Origin of the sequence: Azospirillum sp. A29, assembly GCF_042604625.1 — a bacterium.
Classification (GTDB): domain Bacteria; phylum Pseudomonadota; class Alphaproteobacteria; order Azospirillales; family Azospirillaceae; genus Azospirillum; species Azospirillum palustre.
In genome coordinates this window covers 572,587-589,222 of the sequence record NZ_CP170463.1, presented here as the reverse complement: position 1 = coordinate 589,222, position 16,636 = coordinate 572,587, and the positions used below count along the sequence as shown (strand labels likewise).

Annotated in this window: 11 protein-coding genes; 6 read left to right on the top strand and 5 right to left on the bottom strand. The window is 66.4% G+C overall.

The window, feature by feature from the left end:
• Window positions 1-7: 7 nt before the first annotated feature.
• From ABNQ38_RS11200 to ABNQ38_RS11180, 5 genes are all read left to right on the top strand, one after another.
• On the top strand, window positions 8-5,935 hold the full coding sequence (locus tag ABNQ38_RS11200; RefSeq protein WP_377806908.1) for a HAMP domain-containing protein: 5,928 nt from the start codon (window positions 8-10) through the stop codon (window positions 5,933-5,935).
• Window positions 5,932-8,337, top strand: a complete 2,406-nt coding sequence (locus tag ABNQ38_RS11195) for a response regulator (RefSeq protein WP_377806906.1) — start codon at window positions 5,932-5,934, stop codon at window positions 8,335-8,337. Before ABNQ38_RS11200 ends, ABNQ38_RS11195 begins: the two co-directional genes overlap by 4 nt.
• Window positions 8,338-8,403: 66 nt before the next feature.
• Window positions 8,404-8,778, top strand: a complete 375-nt coding sequence (locus ABNQ38_RS11190; RefSeq protein ID WP_377806905.1) for a hypothetical protein — start codon at window positions 8,404-8,406, stop codon at window positions 8,776-8,778.
• Window positions 8,779-8,880: 102 nt separating this feature from the next.
• Complete coding sequence (locus ABNQ38_RS11185; RefSeq protein WP_377806904.1) at window positions 8,881-9,150, top strand: DUF5985 family protein; 270 nt, start codon at window positions 8,881-8,883, stop codon at window positions 9,148-9,150.
• Window positions 9,150-9,425, top strand: coding sequence for a DUF5985 family protein (locus tag ABNQ38_RS11180; RefSeq protein WP_377806903.1), 276 nt, complete (start codon window positions 9,150-9,152; stop codon window positions 9,423-9,425). Before ABNQ38_RS11185 ends, ABNQ38_RS11180 begins: the two co-directional genes overlap by 1 nt.
• Before the next feature lie 22 nt (window positions 9,426-9,447).
• On the opposite strand, the gene ABNQ38_RS11175 is transcribed toward ABNQ38_RS11180, so the two are convergent.
• A complete protein-coding gene (locus ABNQ38_RS11175) occupies window positions 9,448-9,807 on the bottom strand; it encodes a hypothetical protein (protein WP_377806902.1) in 360 nt (119 codons plus the stop codon).
• Between the two features lie 272 nt (window positions 9,808-10,079).
• Here ABNQ38_RS11175 and purT point away from each other — a divergent pair, with 272 nt between their 5' ends.
• Entirely contained in the window at window positions 10,080-11,249 is a 1,170-nt protein-coding gene (gene purT, locus ABNQ38_RS11170) for a formate-dependent phosphoribosylglycinamide formyltransferase (protein WP_377806901.1), read from the top strand.
• Between the two features lie 64 nt (window positions 11,250-11,313).
• On the opposite strand, the gene ABNQ38_RS11165 is transcribed toward purT, so the two are convergent.
• From ABNQ38_RS11165 to ABNQ38_RS11150, 4 genes are all read right to left on the bottom strand, one after another.
• Complete coding sequence (locus ABNQ38_RS11165; protein WP_377806900.1) at window positions 11,314-12,492, bottom strand: hypothetical protein; 1,179 nt, start codon at window positions 12,490-12,492, stop codon at window positions 11,314-11,316.
• A 242-nt stretch (window positions 12,493-12,734) separates the two neighbouring features.
• Complete coding sequence (locus ABNQ38_RS11160; protein WP_377806899.1) at window positions 12,735-13,970, bottom strand: MFS transporter; 1,236 nt, start codon at window positions 13,968-13,970, stop codon at window positions 12,735-12,737.
• Window positions 13,971-15,140, bottom strand: coding sequence for a thiolase family protein (locus tag ABNQ38_RS11155; protein WP_377806898.1), 1,170 nt, complete (start codon window positions 15,138-15,140; stop codon window positions 13,971-13,973). It abuts the gene before it with no gap.
• Window positions 15,137-16,636: a class I adenylate-forming enzyme family protein gene (locus ABNQ38_RS11150; protein WP_377806897.1), complete on the bottom strand. Its 1,500-nt coding sequence runs from the start codon at window positions 16,634-16,636 to the stop codon at window positions 15,137-15,139. Before ABNQ38_RS11150 ends, ABNQ38_RS11155 begins: the two co-directional genes overlap by 4 nt.

Genomic DNA, 16,636 nt, shown 5'->3' with positions numbered 1-16,636 from the left:
GCGGTCCATGGTGGGCACGGCGCGCGGATTGGGGAACGGCATGACGGCGATGGTCGAGACGGCGGACGCGTTGGATCCGAAGGTTCTGCTGATGGCCCTGCGGCAATTGCGCAAGGGTGAATTCTCGGTGCGGCTGCCGCTGGACCTCACCGGAATCGACGGCGAAATCGCCGCCGCCTTCAACGACGTGGTCGAGCTGAATCAGAACCTGACCACCGAGGTCAGCCGACTCAGCGTCGCCATCGGCAAGGAAGGCCGCATCAGCCAGCGCGCCAAGCTGAACAATGCGTCCGGCGGGTGGGAAACCTGCGTCGACAGCATCAACACGCTGGTCGGCGACATGATCCAGCCGACGACGGAAATAGCCCGCGTCATCGGTGCGGTCGCCAAGGGCGACCTGTCCAAGACCATGGCGCTGGAGATCGAGGGCCGGCCGTTGCAGGGCGAGTTCCTGCGCACCGCCCGCAACGTCAACACGATGGTGGACCAGCTCGTCACCGTCACCACCGAGCTGACGCGTGTGGCGCGCGAGGTAGGGATCGAAGGCAAGCTGGGCGGTCAGGCCCAGGTGAAGGGTGTTGCCGGCACCTGGAAGGACCTGACGGAAAACGTCAACGTTATGGCGGCCAACCTGACCGGTCAGGTCCGCAACATCGCCGAAGTGACGACGGCGGTCGCCAAGGGCGATCTGTCGAAGAAGATCACCGTCGACGTGAAGGGTGAGATTCTCGAACTGAAATCGACCATCAACACGATGGTGGATCAGCTCAACAGCTTCGCCTCGGAAGTGACGCGCGTGGCGCGTGAGGTGGGCTCGGAGGGCAAGCTGGGCGGTCAGGCGAAGGTCGAGGGTGTCGGCGGCACCTGGAAGGATCTGACCGACAATGTGAACATGATGGCGGAAAACCTGACCGGTCAGGTCCGCAACATCGCCGAAGTCACCACCGCGGTCGCCAAGGGCGATTTGTCGAAGAAGATCACCGTCGACGTGAAGGGTGAGATTCTCGAGCTGAAATCGACCATCAACACGATGGTGGACCAGCTGAACAGCTTCGCTTCGGAAGTGACGCGCGTTGCGCGCGAGGTGGGCTCGGAAGGCAAGCTGGGCGGTCAGGCCAAGGTGGAGGGCGTCGGCGGGACGTGGAAAGACCTGACCGACAGCGTGAATATGATGGCGGCCAACCTGACCGGTCAGGTGCGCAACATCGCCGACGTGACGACCGCCGTCGCGACGGGTGACCTGTCGAAGAAGATCACCGTCGACGTGAAGGGCGAGATTCTCGAGCTGAAATCGACCATCAACACGATGGTGGACCAGCTGAACAGCTTCGCCTCGGAGGTGACGCGCGTTGCTCGCGAGGTGGGCTCGGAGGGCAAGCTGGGCGGTCAGGCGCGGGTGGAAGGCGTCGGTGGGACGTGGAAAGATCTGACCGACAGCGTGAATCTGATGGCGGCGAACCTGACCGGTCAGGTGCGAAACATCGCCGACGTGACGACCGCCGTCGCCAACGGCGACCTGTCGAAAAAGATCACCGTGCCGGTGAAGGGTGAGATCCTCGAGTTGAAGAACACCATCAACACGATGGTGGACCAGTTGAACAGCTTTGCCTCGGAGGTGACGCGCGTTGCGCGCGAGGTGGGTTCGGAAGGCAAGCTGGGCGGTCAGGCGCAGGTGAAGGGCGTCGGCGGCACCTGGAAGGATCTGACCGACAGCGTGAACGCGATGGCGACCAACCTGACCGGGCAGGTGCGCAACATCGCGGAGGTGACGACGGCGGTCGCGAACGGCGACTTGTCGAAGAAGATCACCGTCGATGTGAAGGGCGAGATCCTCGAGCTGAAATCGACCATCAACACGATGGTGGACCAGCTCAACAGCTTCGCCTCGGAAGTGACGCGCGTCGCGCGCGAGGTGGGCTCGGAAGGCAAGCTGGGCGGTCAGGCGCAGGTGAAGGGCGTCGGCGGGACGTGGAAGGATCTGACCGACAACGTCAACGCGATGGCGACCAACCTGACGGGGCAGGTGCGCAACATCGCCGAAGTCACCACCGCGGTCGCGAATGGCGACTTGTCGAAGAAGATCACCGTCGACGTGAAGGGCGAGATCCTCGAGCTGAAATCGACCATCAACACGATGGTGGATCAGCTCAACAGCTTCGCCTCGGAAGTCGCCCGCGTGGCGCGCGAGGTCGGCATCGAGGGCAAGCTGGGCGGTCAGGCCCAGGTGAAGGGGGTTGCCGGCACCTGGAAGGATCTGACCGACAACGTGAACATGATGGCGGCGAACCTGACCGGTCAGGTCCGCAACATCGCCGAAGTCACCACCGCGGTCGCCAAGGGCGACCTGTCGAAGAAGATCACCGTCGACGTGAAGGGCGAAATCTTCGAGCTGAAATCGACCATCAACACGATGGTGGACCAGCTGAACAGCTTCGCTTCGGAAGTGACGCGCGTGGCACGCGAGGTGGGCTCGGAAGGCAAGCTGGGCGGTCAGGCCAAGGTGGAGGGCGTCGGCGGCACCTGGAAGGATCTGACCGACAACGTGAACATGATGGCGGCCAACCTGACCGGTCAGGTGCGCGGCATCGCCAGCGTCGTCACCGCGGTCGCCGACGGCGACCTGAAGCGCAAGCTGGCGGTGGACGCCAAGGGCGAGATCGCGGCGCTGGCCAACACCATCAACGGCATGATCGACACGCTGGCGACCTTCGCTGATCAGGTCACCAACGTCGCGCGCGAGGTGGGCATCGAAGGCAAGCTGGGCGGTCAGGCCCGCGTGCCGGGCGCCGCCGGGCTGTGGAAGGATTTGACCGAGAACGTGAACCAGCTGGCCGCCAACCTGACCACCCAGGTGCGCGCCATCGCCGAGGTCGCCACCGCGGTGACGAAGGGCGACCTGACCCGCTCGATCACCGTCGAGGCGATGGGCGAGGTCGCGGCGCTGAAGGACAACATCAACGAGATGATCCGCAACCTTCGCGACACGACGCTGAAGAATGCGGAACAGGACTGGCTGAAGACCAACCTCGCGAAATTCACCCGCATGCTGCAGGGCGAGCGCGATCTGGTCACCGTCTCCAACATGATCCTGTCGGAGATCGCGCCGCTGGTGAACGCCCAGCACGGCGTCTTCTATGTCGCCACCCGCGACCGCGACGAGCCGCTGCTGGAACTGGTCGCCTCCTACGCGCTGAAGGAGCGCAAGAACCTGTCCAACCGCTTCCACCTGAAGGAAGGTCTGGTCGGGCAGTGCGCCTATGAGAAGAAGCGCATCCTGCTGACCAACGTGCCGCGCGATTATGTCGCCATCAGTTCCGGCCTGGGCGAGGCGCCGCCGCTGAACATCATCGTCCTGCCGGTGCTGTTCGAGGACGACGTGAAGGCGGTGATCGAGCTGGCGAGCTTCGGCCGTTTCAGCGAGACGCATCAGAGCTTCCTGGAGCAGCTGACCGAGAGCATCGGCATCGTGCTGAACACGATCGCCGCCAACATGCGAACCGAAGGCCTGCTGAAGCAGTCGCAGCGCCTGACCACCGAACTGCAGAGCCAGCAGGAGGAGCTGAAGACCACCAACGAGCGGCTGGAACAGCAGGCCGCCTCGCTGCGCAAGTCGGAAGAGCTGCTCAAGGCCCAGCAGGAAAAGCTGACCACCACCAACGAGGCGCTGGAGGAGAAGGCCGAGCAGCTGGAGAAGCAGAACATCGAGGTGGAGCGCAAGAACCGCGAGGTCGTGTTCGCCAAGGCGGCGCTGGAGGAGAAGGCGGAGCAGCTTGCCCTGACCTCCAAATACAAGTCGCAGTTCCTGGCGAACATGAGCCACGAGCTGCGCACGCCGCTGAACAGCCTGCTGATCCTGTCGAAGCTGCTGGCCGACAACCCCGATACCAACCTGTCCGACCGTCAGGTGGAGTTCGCCCGCACCATCCATTCCGCCGGCTCCGACCTGCTCGGCCTGATCAACGACATCCTCGATCTGTCGAAGATCGAATCCGGCACCGTGACGCTGGAGATCGGCGAGGTCGTGCTGGGCGACCTGCGCAACCATGTGGAACGCACCTTCTCGCAGCTGGCGCAGGAGAAGAAGCTGGACTTCGCCATCGAGATGGACAAGGCGCTGCCCGCCAGCATCCAGACCGATGAGAAGCGGCTGGCCCAGGTGCTGAACAACCTGCTGTCCAACGCCTTCAAGTTCACCGAAAGCGGCGGCATCACCTTCCGTGTCGCCCAGGCGACGGAAGGGTGGAGTGCCGCCCATCCGACGCTGGACGCCGCCTCCTCGGTGCTGGCCTTCACCGTCATCGACACCGGCATCGGCATCCCCGAGGACAAGCAGCGCATCATCTTCGAGGCGTTCCAGCAGGCCGACGGCACCACCAGCCGCAAATATGGCGGCACCGGCCTCGGCCTGTCGATCAGCCGCGAGATCGCCCGTCTGCTGGGCGGCGAGATCCGCGTCGCCAGCACGCCGGGCAGAGGCAGTGCCTTCACGCTGTTCGTTCCGCGCAGCTACGACATCGTTGCGGAGCCGGTCGCGCAGTTCGGCACGCCCGTCATCGCCGCCGCCAGCGCCGCCATGCCGCCCACCGCGCTGCTGCCCAAGCGGACCGAGACGGCGACCCGCCCGGTGGTGGCCTCCGGCCCGCAGGAGGGGCTGGCGCTCCTGGACATGCAGCAGCCGGCCGGCGACGACCGCGAGCGCCTGCGCCCCGGTGAGCCGGTGGTGCTGATCGTGGAAGACGACAACACCTTTGCCTCCATCCTGATCGATCTGGCGCGGGAGAAAGGCTTCCGCACCATCCTGTCCAGCGGTGGGTCGGCGGCATTGCCGCTGGCGCGCAAATACCGGCCGGACGCCGTCCTGCTCGACATCGGGCTGCCGGACATGGATGGCTGGGCGCTGCTCGATCTGCTGAAGCGCGATCCGCAGACCCGGCACATTCCGGTCCACGTCATCTCCGCCAAGGACGAGCGGCGGCGCGGCCTGGCGATGGGCGCCTTCGACTATTCGGAAAAGCCGGTGGAGCGCGAGGCGATCTTCGACGCCCTGAACCGGGTCAAGAGCTTCCGGGAGCGCGACCACCGCAGGCTTCTGGTGGTGGAGAAGGACAGCCCGCAGCCGGGCGGCGTCGCCGCCCTGATCGGCAACGGCGATGTGGAGACGCACACCGTCACCTCGATCGAGGCCGCGATGGCGGCGCTGAGCGCCGACCATTTCGACTGCATGGTGCTGGATCTGTCGAGCCCGACCCTGGCCGGTCCGGTGACAGTGGATTTCGAGCTGATCGAATGGCTGCGCACCCGCGACACGCTCGCCTGGATGCCGGTGGTGATCTATGTCGCCGCCGACATCGCGGCGGAGGACGAGGCGCGGCTGCGCCGGCTGGCCGAAACCGTGGTGCTGAAGAGCGCCCGTTCGCCGGCGGGACTGCTGGACGAAACCGCGCTGTTCCTGCACCGCGCCGTCGACCGGCTGCCCGACGAGAAGCGGCGCAGCATCCTGGACCTGCGCCAGCACGACCCGTCGCTGGCCGGCAAGCGGGTGCTGGTGATCGACGACGACATCCGCAACATCTTCTCGCTGGCCAGCGTGATGGAGGCCCACAAGATCGAGGTCCTGCATGCCGAAAGCGGACGCGAGGGCATCGAGCGGCTGCGTGCCGACCCCGGCGTGGACGTGGTGCTGGTCGACATCATGATGCCGGAGATGGACGGCTATGAGACCATGCGCACAATCCGCAGCATCGACGAGTTCCGGGCGCTGCCGATGATCGCCGTCACCGCCAAGGCGATGAAGGGCGACCGCGACAAATGCATCGAAGCCGGCGCGACCGACTACATCGCCAAGCCGGTGGACATCGACCATCTGCTGTCGCTGCTGCGGATCTGGACCGCCAAGAACAACCGGCAGCAACAGCGCGGTGGGGTGCAGGCATGACCCGGCGCAAGCTGCAGCCCGTTCGTGCGGTGCGGCGCGCGCCGTTCGTCCCGTCGGCCGCCAGCCCGATGCCGACGGCCCGCCGGTCGCGCCTGCTCGGCACCGCCAGCGCCCAGCCGACCGGCGGGGACGTCGTCCGTAAGCCACCTCTGCCGCCGGCCGCAGCTGCGGTGGAAGCGGCGCCGGCTGCCCCTGCAACCGTTCCTCCCGCCACTGTGACGCCACCGCCGGCCGCCGTTCCCGCGGGATGCGAAAGCGGAACCATGACCACCGACTCACACCCGCAGCCCGACAAGGCGGACGTCGCGATCCTGATCGTCGACGACGACCCGCGGAACCTGTTCGCCGTGCGGGAGACGCTGGAGGATCTGGGGGCGCAGCTGGTGCTCGCCCGGTCGGGGGAGGAGGCGCTGAAGCATCTGCTGCGCCAGGACTTCGCTGTGATCCTGCTGGACGTGCACATGCCGGGGATGGACGGTTACGAGACGGCGGGTCTGATCCGCCTGCGCGAGAAGTCGCGCCATATCCCGATCATCTTCCTGACCGCCATCAACAAGGACGAGACGCACATCTTCCGCGGCTATGCCACCGGCGCCGTGGACTACATGTTCAAGCCGGTCGACCCGCAGATCCTGAAATGCAAGGTGTCGGTCTTCGTCGACCTCTACCGCAAGACGGAGGAGGTCAAGCGCGAGGTCGAGGCGAAACAGCGCCTGCTGGACGAGAACGAGCGGGTGCGGCGCGAAATGCGGCAGGCCGAACAGGCGCTCCGCCGCTCGGAAGAGCGGCAGGCCCTGATCCTGGGCCAACTTCCCATCGTGCTCTACACCGCCGACCTGACGCCGGGCATTCCATTCCGCTACCTGTCCGACACGACGCGGACGGTGCTGGGCTGCCCCGCCGCCCGTTTCATCGAGGATCCGAATTTCTGGGAATCCGGTCTGCATCCGGACGACCGCAGCCGCGTGCTTCGCCAGCTGGCGTCGATCCACGATGCCGGGCTGACCACGGTGGAATACCGCTGGCGCGGTCCGGACGGCGGCGAGCGCCATCTGTTGGACCAGGCTGTGGTCGTGCGCGACGAGGATGGCCGGCCGGCCGAGCTGTTCGGCACCATCGTGGACGTGACCGAGACGCGCCAAGCCCAGCAGCAGCTCGCCCACGCACAGAAGATGGAAATGGTCGGCCAGCTGACCGGCGGCATCGCCCACGATTTCAACAACATGCTGATGGTGGTGATCGGCAGCCTGGAGCGGCTGGTCCCCGGCCTTGCCGACGATCCGAAGGCGGCGCGGCGGGCGGAGATGGCGCTGCAGGCGGCGCTGCGCTGTTCCGACATGACTCGGCGGCTGCTGACCTTCGCCCGGCGCCAGCAGCTTCACCCGGAACCGGTGGATCTCGGCGATCTGGTCGCCGGCATGGGCGAGCTGATGGAGCGCACGCTGGGCGGCGGTGTCGCCATCGCCATCGAAGCGCCGCCGGCCGATGCCGAGCCGCTGTGGATCGCCTCGGTCGACCGCTCCCAGGCGGAATCGGCCCTGCTGAACCTCGTCATCAATGCCCGCGACGCCATGCCCGGTGGCGGCACTCTGCGGATCAGCACGGCCAACACCCGGTTTATGGAGCCGCAGACAGGAAACGGCATGACGGTGCCGGCCGGCGACTATATCCTGCTGTCGGTGGCGGACAGCGGATGCGGCATGCCGGCGCACGTGCTGGAGCGGGCCTTCGAGCCCTTCTTCACCACCAAGGAGACGGGGAAGGGCACCGGTCTGGGCCTTGCCATGATCCATGGCTTCGTCAAGCAGTCGGGCGGGTTGATCGGCATCGACAGCAAGCCCGGCAGCGGTACCGTTTTCCGCCTTTACCTGCCGCGGGCGGCGATGGACAGCGCCCATGGCGTGTCGGCCGACGAGGATGACGGCCATGAAGCCTTCGCCGGCCGTGGCGAGACCGTGCTGGTGGTCGATGACGATGCCGATGTGCGGTCGGTCGCGGTGCAGGCGGTGGCGGCTCTGGGGTATCGTGTGCTGGAGGCCGACGGTGCCGAGGCGGCGCTGACCCTGCTGGACCGGCAGCCGGTCGACCTTCTGTTCACCGACATCGTCATGCCCGGCGGTCTGAACGGCCGCGAACTGGCGCTGGAGGGGTTGCGCCGCCATCCCTCTTTGCGGGTGCTGTTCGCCTCGGGCTATGCCAACGGAACGTCTGCGCCGGGACCGGAGGCCGGCGCGTCCACCGACGCCGGCGGCACCGCCGATCCCGGCGCCGTTCTGGGGACTGTGTTGAGCCGGGCGGAAACGCTGTCCAAGCCGTACCGTGACGGCGATCTGGCCCGTGCCCTGCGGCGCGCGCTGGATCCGCAGGCCCCTCTCGCCCCGGCGGAGGCCGTCCGGGGGTGATGAGGGGAATCGAGGGCGGCGTTACCCCACGCCGCCGGTTGTGCATATCAGGTCAGGTTCCGGTTCATGGTTTTGTCCGACGATGCGTCTACCCTGTTGCGAGGTTCGATCCGGTCTGTCTGGGCGTTGGAGCTTCTTCTTCTTCTGCGGCGGACTCCCGACCGGGACTGGTCGAACGCCGATCTGGTCAGCGAGTTGCGTGGCAGCGACGTGGTGGTACAGGAGGCGCTGGCCGGGTTCCTCGGCGCGTGTCTGCTGGTGGCGCAGCCCGACGGCCGCCACCGCTACCGCCCGGCTTCCCCGCTTCTGGACCAGTGGGTGGAGGAGATCGAGCAGGCCTACGCCACCCGTCCGTCCGCCATCATCCGGGAGATTTTCGCGGCTCCCGGCAACAAGGTGCAAATCTTTGCCGATTCCTTCCGCTTCCGCCTCAACGATTGATCCCAGTGATGAATTGATCTCAATGAATGAAATGACCGCGGTCTACACAGTCACCAATGCGTGCCGTCCCCTGCAGGGGGAGAGCGGGGTGGGAGCGACGACATGGAGGTCGTGAAGTCGGCGGTCTATCTGCTGTGCTTCGCCGCCAGCCTGCTGTGCATGGTCCTGCTGCTGCGCAGCTATTTGCGGTCCCGCAGCCGGCTTCTGCTGTGGAGCACGCTGTGTTTCGTCGGGCTCGCCGTGAACAATCTGCTGCTGTTCATCGATGTCGTCGTCCTGCCGACACAGGTCGACCTGCTGCCGCTGCGCCAGCTCTCCGCCATGGCCGGCGTGGGCGTGCTGCTGTACGGCTTCATCTGGGATGCCGAGTGATGCTGCCCACCACCTCCAGCTTCTTCACCGGCGTGCTTGCGGCGCTCTATGCGGTGGCCGGGCTGTTCTTCCTCGGCTTCTGGAGGCGGACGAGGGATGCGCTGTTCGTCAGCTTCGCGCTGGCCTTCCTGCTGCTGGCGCTGAACCAGATCGTGCTGGCGCTCGGCGGGCTGGAGCGCGAAGAGCAGAGCTGGGTCTATGTGCTGCGTCTGCTGGCCTTCCTGCTGATCATTGGCGCCATCGTCCGCAAGAACCTGGAGGGGCGGCGGCGCTGAACCGCATTCGGACGGCTCCCTTTTACTTGCGGCCGTCACCGAAGCGGCGGCAATCCCGTTCATCGGTACCGGATTCCGCATGTCCGCCGTTGGAGGTTCGGTACCGCGAATCGTCGCACTGGCCGTTGCCGGCATAGGGGCTGTAGCCGCCGCGACCCCGGCCGTAGCCGTTGCCGTAATAGCCGGAATTGTCGTAGCCGCTGCGATGGTGCCGGTTACGGCCGCGGTTATAATCGCCATCGTCGTCATCATTGCCGGCGGTCGCTGCCAGCACGCCCAACCCGACGACAGCCGCGCCGATCAACAGGGCGCCCGCCATGTCGTCGTTGCCGTTGCCGGCACAGCCGGGCAGGGCCAGCGACACCGCCAGGCACGCGGCCATGGCCGTCCTGCCGCCGAAAAATCCGCGCCGTGCCGCTGTTTCCATCGCCGCCTCCCAGACCAAGGGCTTCATTTACGCATGAACACATGAGCGGAGTTTTTCATCCGCTGCCATTATAATTTCTTTTTAGAAATATTTGCGCAGTCCCGGTTCCGCTTGTCAGGTGCATAGGGGAAACGTACGGCAAGGGCTTGGCCCGGCTGGCCGGAAGCCCTATGGTCGGCCAGCTGTCGCCAGTATCGCCAGCTGTCGCCAATATCGGGAGTGTGTCGATGTTCACCGCCAGGATCCTGCTGCTCGGCTCCGGGGAGCTGGGCAAGGAATTCGTCATTGCCGCCAAGCGGCTGGGCTGCGAGGTCATCGCCTGCGACAGCTACGCCAACGCGCCGGCGATGCAGGTCGCCGACCGGGCGGAGGTGTTCTCCATGCTGGACGCCGATGCCCTGCGCGCCGCCATCGCCAAGCACCGCCCCGACTACATCGTGCCTGAGGTCGAAGCGATCCGCACCGAGGTGCTGCACGAATTCGAGGATGCCGGCACCATTGTCGTGCCGTCGGCCCGTGCCGCGACCATGACGATGAACCGTGACCGCATCCGCGAGGTCGCAGCGACTGAACTCGGCCTGCGCACCTCGCGCTACCGCTATGCCGAGAGCCTGGAGGAGGTGCGCGCCGGGGCGGAGCACACCGGCTTCCCCTGCGTCGTCAAGCCGGTGATGTCGTCGTCCGGCAAGGGGCAGAGCACGGTGCAGGACGCCGCAGGGCTGGAGGGGGCCTGGGACTATGCGGTGGCGAACATGCGCGGCGACCGCCGCAAAGTGATCGTCGAGGAGTTCGTTCCCTTCGAATACGAGATCACGCTGCTGACCGTCCGCACCCGCGACGGCATCCTCTATTGCGAACCGATCGGCCACAGGCAGGAGCGCGGCGATTACCAGGAATCCTGGCAGCCGGTCGCCATGCCGCAGGCGATGCTGGACGACGCCAAGGCGATGGCGGCGCGCGTCGTCGACAATCTCGGCGGCTACGGCATCTTCGGCGTCGAGTTCTTCGTCACCGCCGACGAGGTGATCTTCTCCGAACTGTCGCCGCGGCCGCACGACACCGGCATGGTCACGCTGCTGTCGCAGAACCTGTCGGAATTCGAACTGCACGCCCGCGCCATCCTGGGCCTGCCGATCCCGAATATCCTATGCCGTGCCCCGTCGGCCTCCGCCGTCATCCTGGCCGACCGCGAGGCGGAGAGTTTCCGCATCGAGGGGCTGGCGGACGCGCTGCGCCTGGGTTCGACCGAGCAGGAGGTCGACGTCCGCCTGTTCGGCAAGCCGACCACCCGCAAGAACCGCCGCATGGGTGTGGCGCTCGCAACCGGCACCGACACCGACGATGCACGGGCGCGGGCCAAGCAGGCGGCGGACAAGGTGACGATCCGGTACCTGTAAGCCGTTGATTTCGATCCTGCGGGCGGGGATGACCCGCCTGCAGGAGCCTTGTCAGACGATGGCGTCAGACGGCGGCGGCGAGCATGCCTGCCGAGGCATCCAACTCGAGCATCGGTGCCGCCCGGCCGGTCGTCGCAAGCGGGGTGGTGGAGCGTCCTTCGCGGTAGCCGAAGTTCACGTAATGGGCTGCCGCCGACGCTTCGCTGTTGCCAAACCGACGCTGAAGATCGGGATTCCGCGCCAGATAGGCAGCCGCGTTGAACGTCGTCGTCCGTCCTTCGAGCCGTCCCGTGGTTGCGTAATGAAGGGCCGCCGCGGTGGTGCTGGAGCCGAAGGCCTGGATCAGATCCGGGTTGGCCGCCAGATAACTTGTCGCATTGAAGGAGGTGTTTCGTCCCTCCAACCGACCGTTGGTGATGTAATGCCGGGTGGCTGTAGCGGTGTCCGCCCCGAAGGTCGCGGCCAGATCCGCGTTGGCGGCCAGATACCCGGCGGCATCGAAGCTGGTCGCGCGGTTTTCAGTATAGCCGCTCCGAATATAGTGAGTGAAAGCAGCGGCCTGATTGGTGCCGAAGACGGCGGCCAGATCCCGGTTGGCCGCCAGATACCCCAGGGCATCGAAACCAGCGGCACTCGAAGTCGGCACCATCCCGTCGTAATACCTGACGTATTCGACATTCATCAGAATGTCGCTGCCATTGCTGCGATCAAGAATGGCAACCTGTCCATTGAAGGCGACCAGCCTCGCGCTGCTCGTATATTGGAGATTGATGACGGTGTCGATACCTTCTCCGCCATCGATGGTATCGAAACCAGGGCTGGTGTAGATCTGATCGTCACCTCCACCGCCGCTGATGTAATCGTTTCCCGCGTATCCCTGTAAATAGTCTGTCTGGGATGAGCCAAATATTTGGTCGTCACCCGACAGCAACGACGGGACTGTCAATACATTAGAAAAATCATATGCGTTTGAGAAGCTCAGATTTGCATTACTGATTGACAGCAGTATATTCCCACTGGGCTGCGTCGCTGTAAGGGATGTAATTCTTCCTGATATGTTAGTTCCGGTTATATTGATATTACCATTTACTGTAGCATCCATCACGGTCGCGCCGTTTTTTGTAAATCGGGCAACGATCTGCGATGGAGTTATTGAATACAGAAAAGAGTTATCATAGTCGATACCGGTACCACTTCCACCATCCCATAAATGCAGGGGTACGCTTGCAACGACGATGCTCATATCAATCTCTCTTTCTGCCTTCTGATTCCATCGCGCGGTCGGCATTCATTTCCACATTCCGCAAGAGAACGGCCAAAATCGCCTCCAGAGGAATATTGCTCTTATTTCCAGTCATCATGCAGAACAGAGGATTTAACAGCCTGAATGCACCTTTAAGTGTATGCAGGTATCTCTAAAAAGTCTAGAGTTGAGCCCATCGGCTTCTGGACATATGCAGCGATGTGTGGCGGGCTCGCCTCACGCTACCGCCCCAGCAGCCGGTCCACCCGCCGCAGCGCCGGGAACATCGCCGCCCACAGCCCGGCGAGCCCGACTGCGCCGACGCCGCCCAGCACCACCGCGGGAACCGCGCCGATCAGTGCCGCGACGCTGCCGGATTCGAACTCGCCCAACTGGTTGGACGCGCCGATGAACAGCGAGGTGACGGCGCCGACCCGGCCGCGCATCTCATCCGGGGTGGACAGCTGGACCAGCGTCTGGCGGACGAACATGCTGACCTGATCGGTGGCGCCGACCGCCAGCAGGGCGATGAAGGACAGCACCGGATCGGCCGACAGGCCGAAGGCTATGGTCGCGACGCCGAACCCGGCCACCGCGATCAGCATCCAGCGCCCGGCATGGCGCTTCACGCCCCAGCGGGTGATGACCATCGCCATGGCGAGCGCCCCCAGCGCAGGCGCCGAGCGCAGCAGGCCGAGCCCCCACGGCCCGACATGCAGCACGTCGCGCGCATAGATCGGCAGCAGCGCCGTCGCTCCGCCCAACAGCACCGCGAACAGGTCGAGCGAGATGGCGCCCAGAATCTCCGGCCGGCTGCGGATGAAGGAGGCGCCGGCCAGCATGCTGGTCAGGCTCATGGCGCGCTTGGTCATGGTGACGGGGCGCGGCCGGCAGGCGGCGATGAGCAGGACCGACAGCAGCAGCATCGCCGTGCTGACGCCATAGACAGCGGCCGGACCGGCGATGTAGAGCAGTCCGCCCAGCGCCGGACCGGAGATCTGCGCCACCTGCACGCCCGACGACTGCCAGGCGACGGCGTTGGGCAAATCCTCCACCGGGACGGTCGCGGACAGGATCGCCTGGTTGGCCGGACCCTCGAAGGACTTGGCGAGGCCGATCAGCGCCACCACGGCAAAGATGGCGTGGGGCGACAGGGCGCCCGCCATGGTCAGCAGGAACAGGGCGGCGACCGCGATCATCTCGACCGACAGGGCGCCGAACAGGACCGTCTTGCGGTCGTTGTTGTCCACCACATGGCCGGCCACCAGAACCAGCGCCAGCGAGGGCAGGAACTGGAACAGTCCGACCAGCCCGAGGTCGAGCGGGTCGCCGGTCATGGCATAGACCTGCCAGCCGACCGCCACCACCTGCATCTGGATCGCCAGCATCGAGCAGACCCGCGCGCTCCAGAACAGGGCGAAGGCGCGGTGACGGAAGGCCGACCGGAAGCTATCCCCGGCCGCAGGGGCGCTGGTCATTCAAACAGGCTCCAGAAGTGTGGCGAGCCCCAGCCCGCCGCCGATGCCGAGCGTAGCGAGACCCCGGCGGGGCGCACGGCCCGCCGCTGGGAACAGCATTTCGCTGAACAGGCGCGTCACCAGGATCGCCCCGGATGCGCCGTAGGGATGGCCGAGCGCCAGGGCTCCGCCGCCGACCGACACGCGCGATCGGTCGATGCCAAGCGCGTCGAGGCTGGCCAGCACCTGGGCGGCGAAGGCCTCGTTGAACTCGACGAGGTCGATGTTGGCGACGGTCAGGCCGGGATTGCGGGCCAGCAGCCTGGTCACCGCAGGAATCGGGCCGGTGCCGAGGAGCTTCGGATCCACGCCCGCCGCGGCGCTGTCGACCACCGCCAGCCCATGGGTGAGGCCGAGCGCGCGGAACTTTCGCTCCGACACCACCGCCACCACGGCGGCACCGTCATTGACCGGGCAGGCGTTGCCCGCCGTGACCGTGCCATCGGGCCGGAGGATGGGCCGTAGCGCCGCCAGCTTTTCGAGGCTGGTATCGGCACGCGGGCAGTCATCGAGAACGACGACGCGGCCGTCGGGGAGATGCAGCGGAACGATCTCGCGGTCGAAGCGCCCGGCGGCCTGCGCGGCCAAGGCCTTGCGGTGGCTGTCCAGCGCGTAGCGGTCCTGGCGGGTACGGTCGATGCCGTAGGCCGTGGCGACCGTCTCCGCTGCCTCGATCATCGACGGGTCGCCGACCTCCTCTGGGGCGAAGCGGGCGCGGTCGTAGAAGGTCGGGCTGCGGTAGAGGCTTGACGGCTTGGCGACGCGCCACGGGGCGGTGCTGGTGCTCTCCACCCCGCCGGCCAAGACGACGTCGCAGGCGCCGGATTGCACCAGCCGGGCGGCGAGATTGATCGCTTCGAGCCCCGATCCGCACTGCCGGTCCACCGTGACACCGGGCACCGACACCGGCAGTCCGGCCGCCAGGGCCGACAGCCGTGCGACATTGCCGCCGGGACCGACCGCATTGCCCAGCAGAACCTCGTCCACCTCCGCGGGGTCGAGGCCGGCGTCGCCCAGCACCGCGCGGATGACCGGAGCGGCGAGATCCTCGACGGGAAGCTCGCGCAAGCTGCCGCCGATGCGCCCGACCGGGGTTCGCCGGGCTGCGACGATGATAGGGCGGCTGGTCACGCCACCACCTCCAGCCCGCCGTCCGGTCCGCTGAGCTTCGCCCGTTCGCGCACATCGGCGCGGGCGATCTTGCCGCTGCCGGTCAGGGGCATGTCGGATGCGGCGAAGACCCGCCGCGGCGCCTTGTAGCTCTCCAGCCGTTCGTGACACCAGCCGCGCAGGTCGGCGAGCGAGGCGCGTGTGCTTCCGCGCCACCACACCACGGCGGACAGGGCGTCGCCCCAATAGGGATCGGGCAGGCCGAATACCACCGCCTCCGCCACCGCGGGATGGGCGCGCAGGACCGCTTCGACCTCCGCCGGGTAAACGTTCAGGCCGCCGGTGATAACCATGTCACCGGCCCGCCCGACCAGCCGCAGCCAGCCTTCGCCGTCGATCCAGCCGTAATCGCCGACCGTGCCCCAGCCGTCCCGCTCACGGTAGCCGGTGCCGTCGGTGACACCGAGATAGCCATCGCTCAGCATGCCGTTGCGCACCCAGACGGTGCCGGGCCGGCCGCGCTCCACCGGACGGCCGTCATCGTCGCGCAGGCTCAGTTCCACCCCATGGAAGGGACGGCCGACGCTGTCGGCGGGGGCGCCTTCGCGGGACGAGCGCAGGCTGACGAAGCTCAGCTCGGACGCGCCGTAATATTCCAGCATGGCGGCATCGGGGCAGAGAGCGGCCAGCCGGTCATGTACCGCGGGCGCCAGTTTGGCGCCGGAACAGACCACCCGGCGAAGGGCGGGGAACTGTCGGCCGTCGCGCTCGGCAGCGTCGAGAATGCCGACCAGCATCGTCGGCACCAGCACCAGCGTGGTGACGCCGCACTCTGCCAACTGCGCCGCCGCGTCGGTTCCGTCGAATTTCGGCTGCACCCGCACCGTGGCGCCGGCCGACAGCCCCTCCACCGCGCCATATAGGCCCAGGCCATGGACCAGCGGCCCCGGCACGAGAACGACGTCCTCGGTACCGATGCCGAATTCCATCCGGCTCGCCTCCAGCGTCGCCAGCCAGGAACCCTGGTTGCGGATGAAGGCCTTGGGCCGGCCGGTGGTGCCGGAGGTGAAGCCGACCAGGAAGTGTGTTTTCGGATCGACGGCGGGTATGGTCCAGCCCGCCGGCTGCGCTGCGATCCAGGTGGCGGCGGTCCCGGTCGTCAGATACAGATCCGGGCGGAAGGTCTCGATTGCGGCGGCAGTCTGCGCGGCACTCCATTTCGGGTCGAGCAGACCGACGATGCCGCCGGCCGCGACGATGCCGAAGAACAGCGCCAGCAGTTCCGGCCGGTTGCCCAGGCTGAGCGCCACGCGCGGCGGCTCTCCAGCCCGGCCCAGGGCAGCCACACCGGCACCGGCCCGCCGCACCTGCTCCAGCAGCGCGCCATAGGACAGTGTCTCATCGCCGAGGATCAGCGCCGGATGGTCAGGCGCCCATTCAGCGGCCCGTGCGAAGGGGCGGGCGAGATTGTCCGCCCTCAAATAGCTGCCGGTCGGCAATGGCCGCTCAGGCGCCAT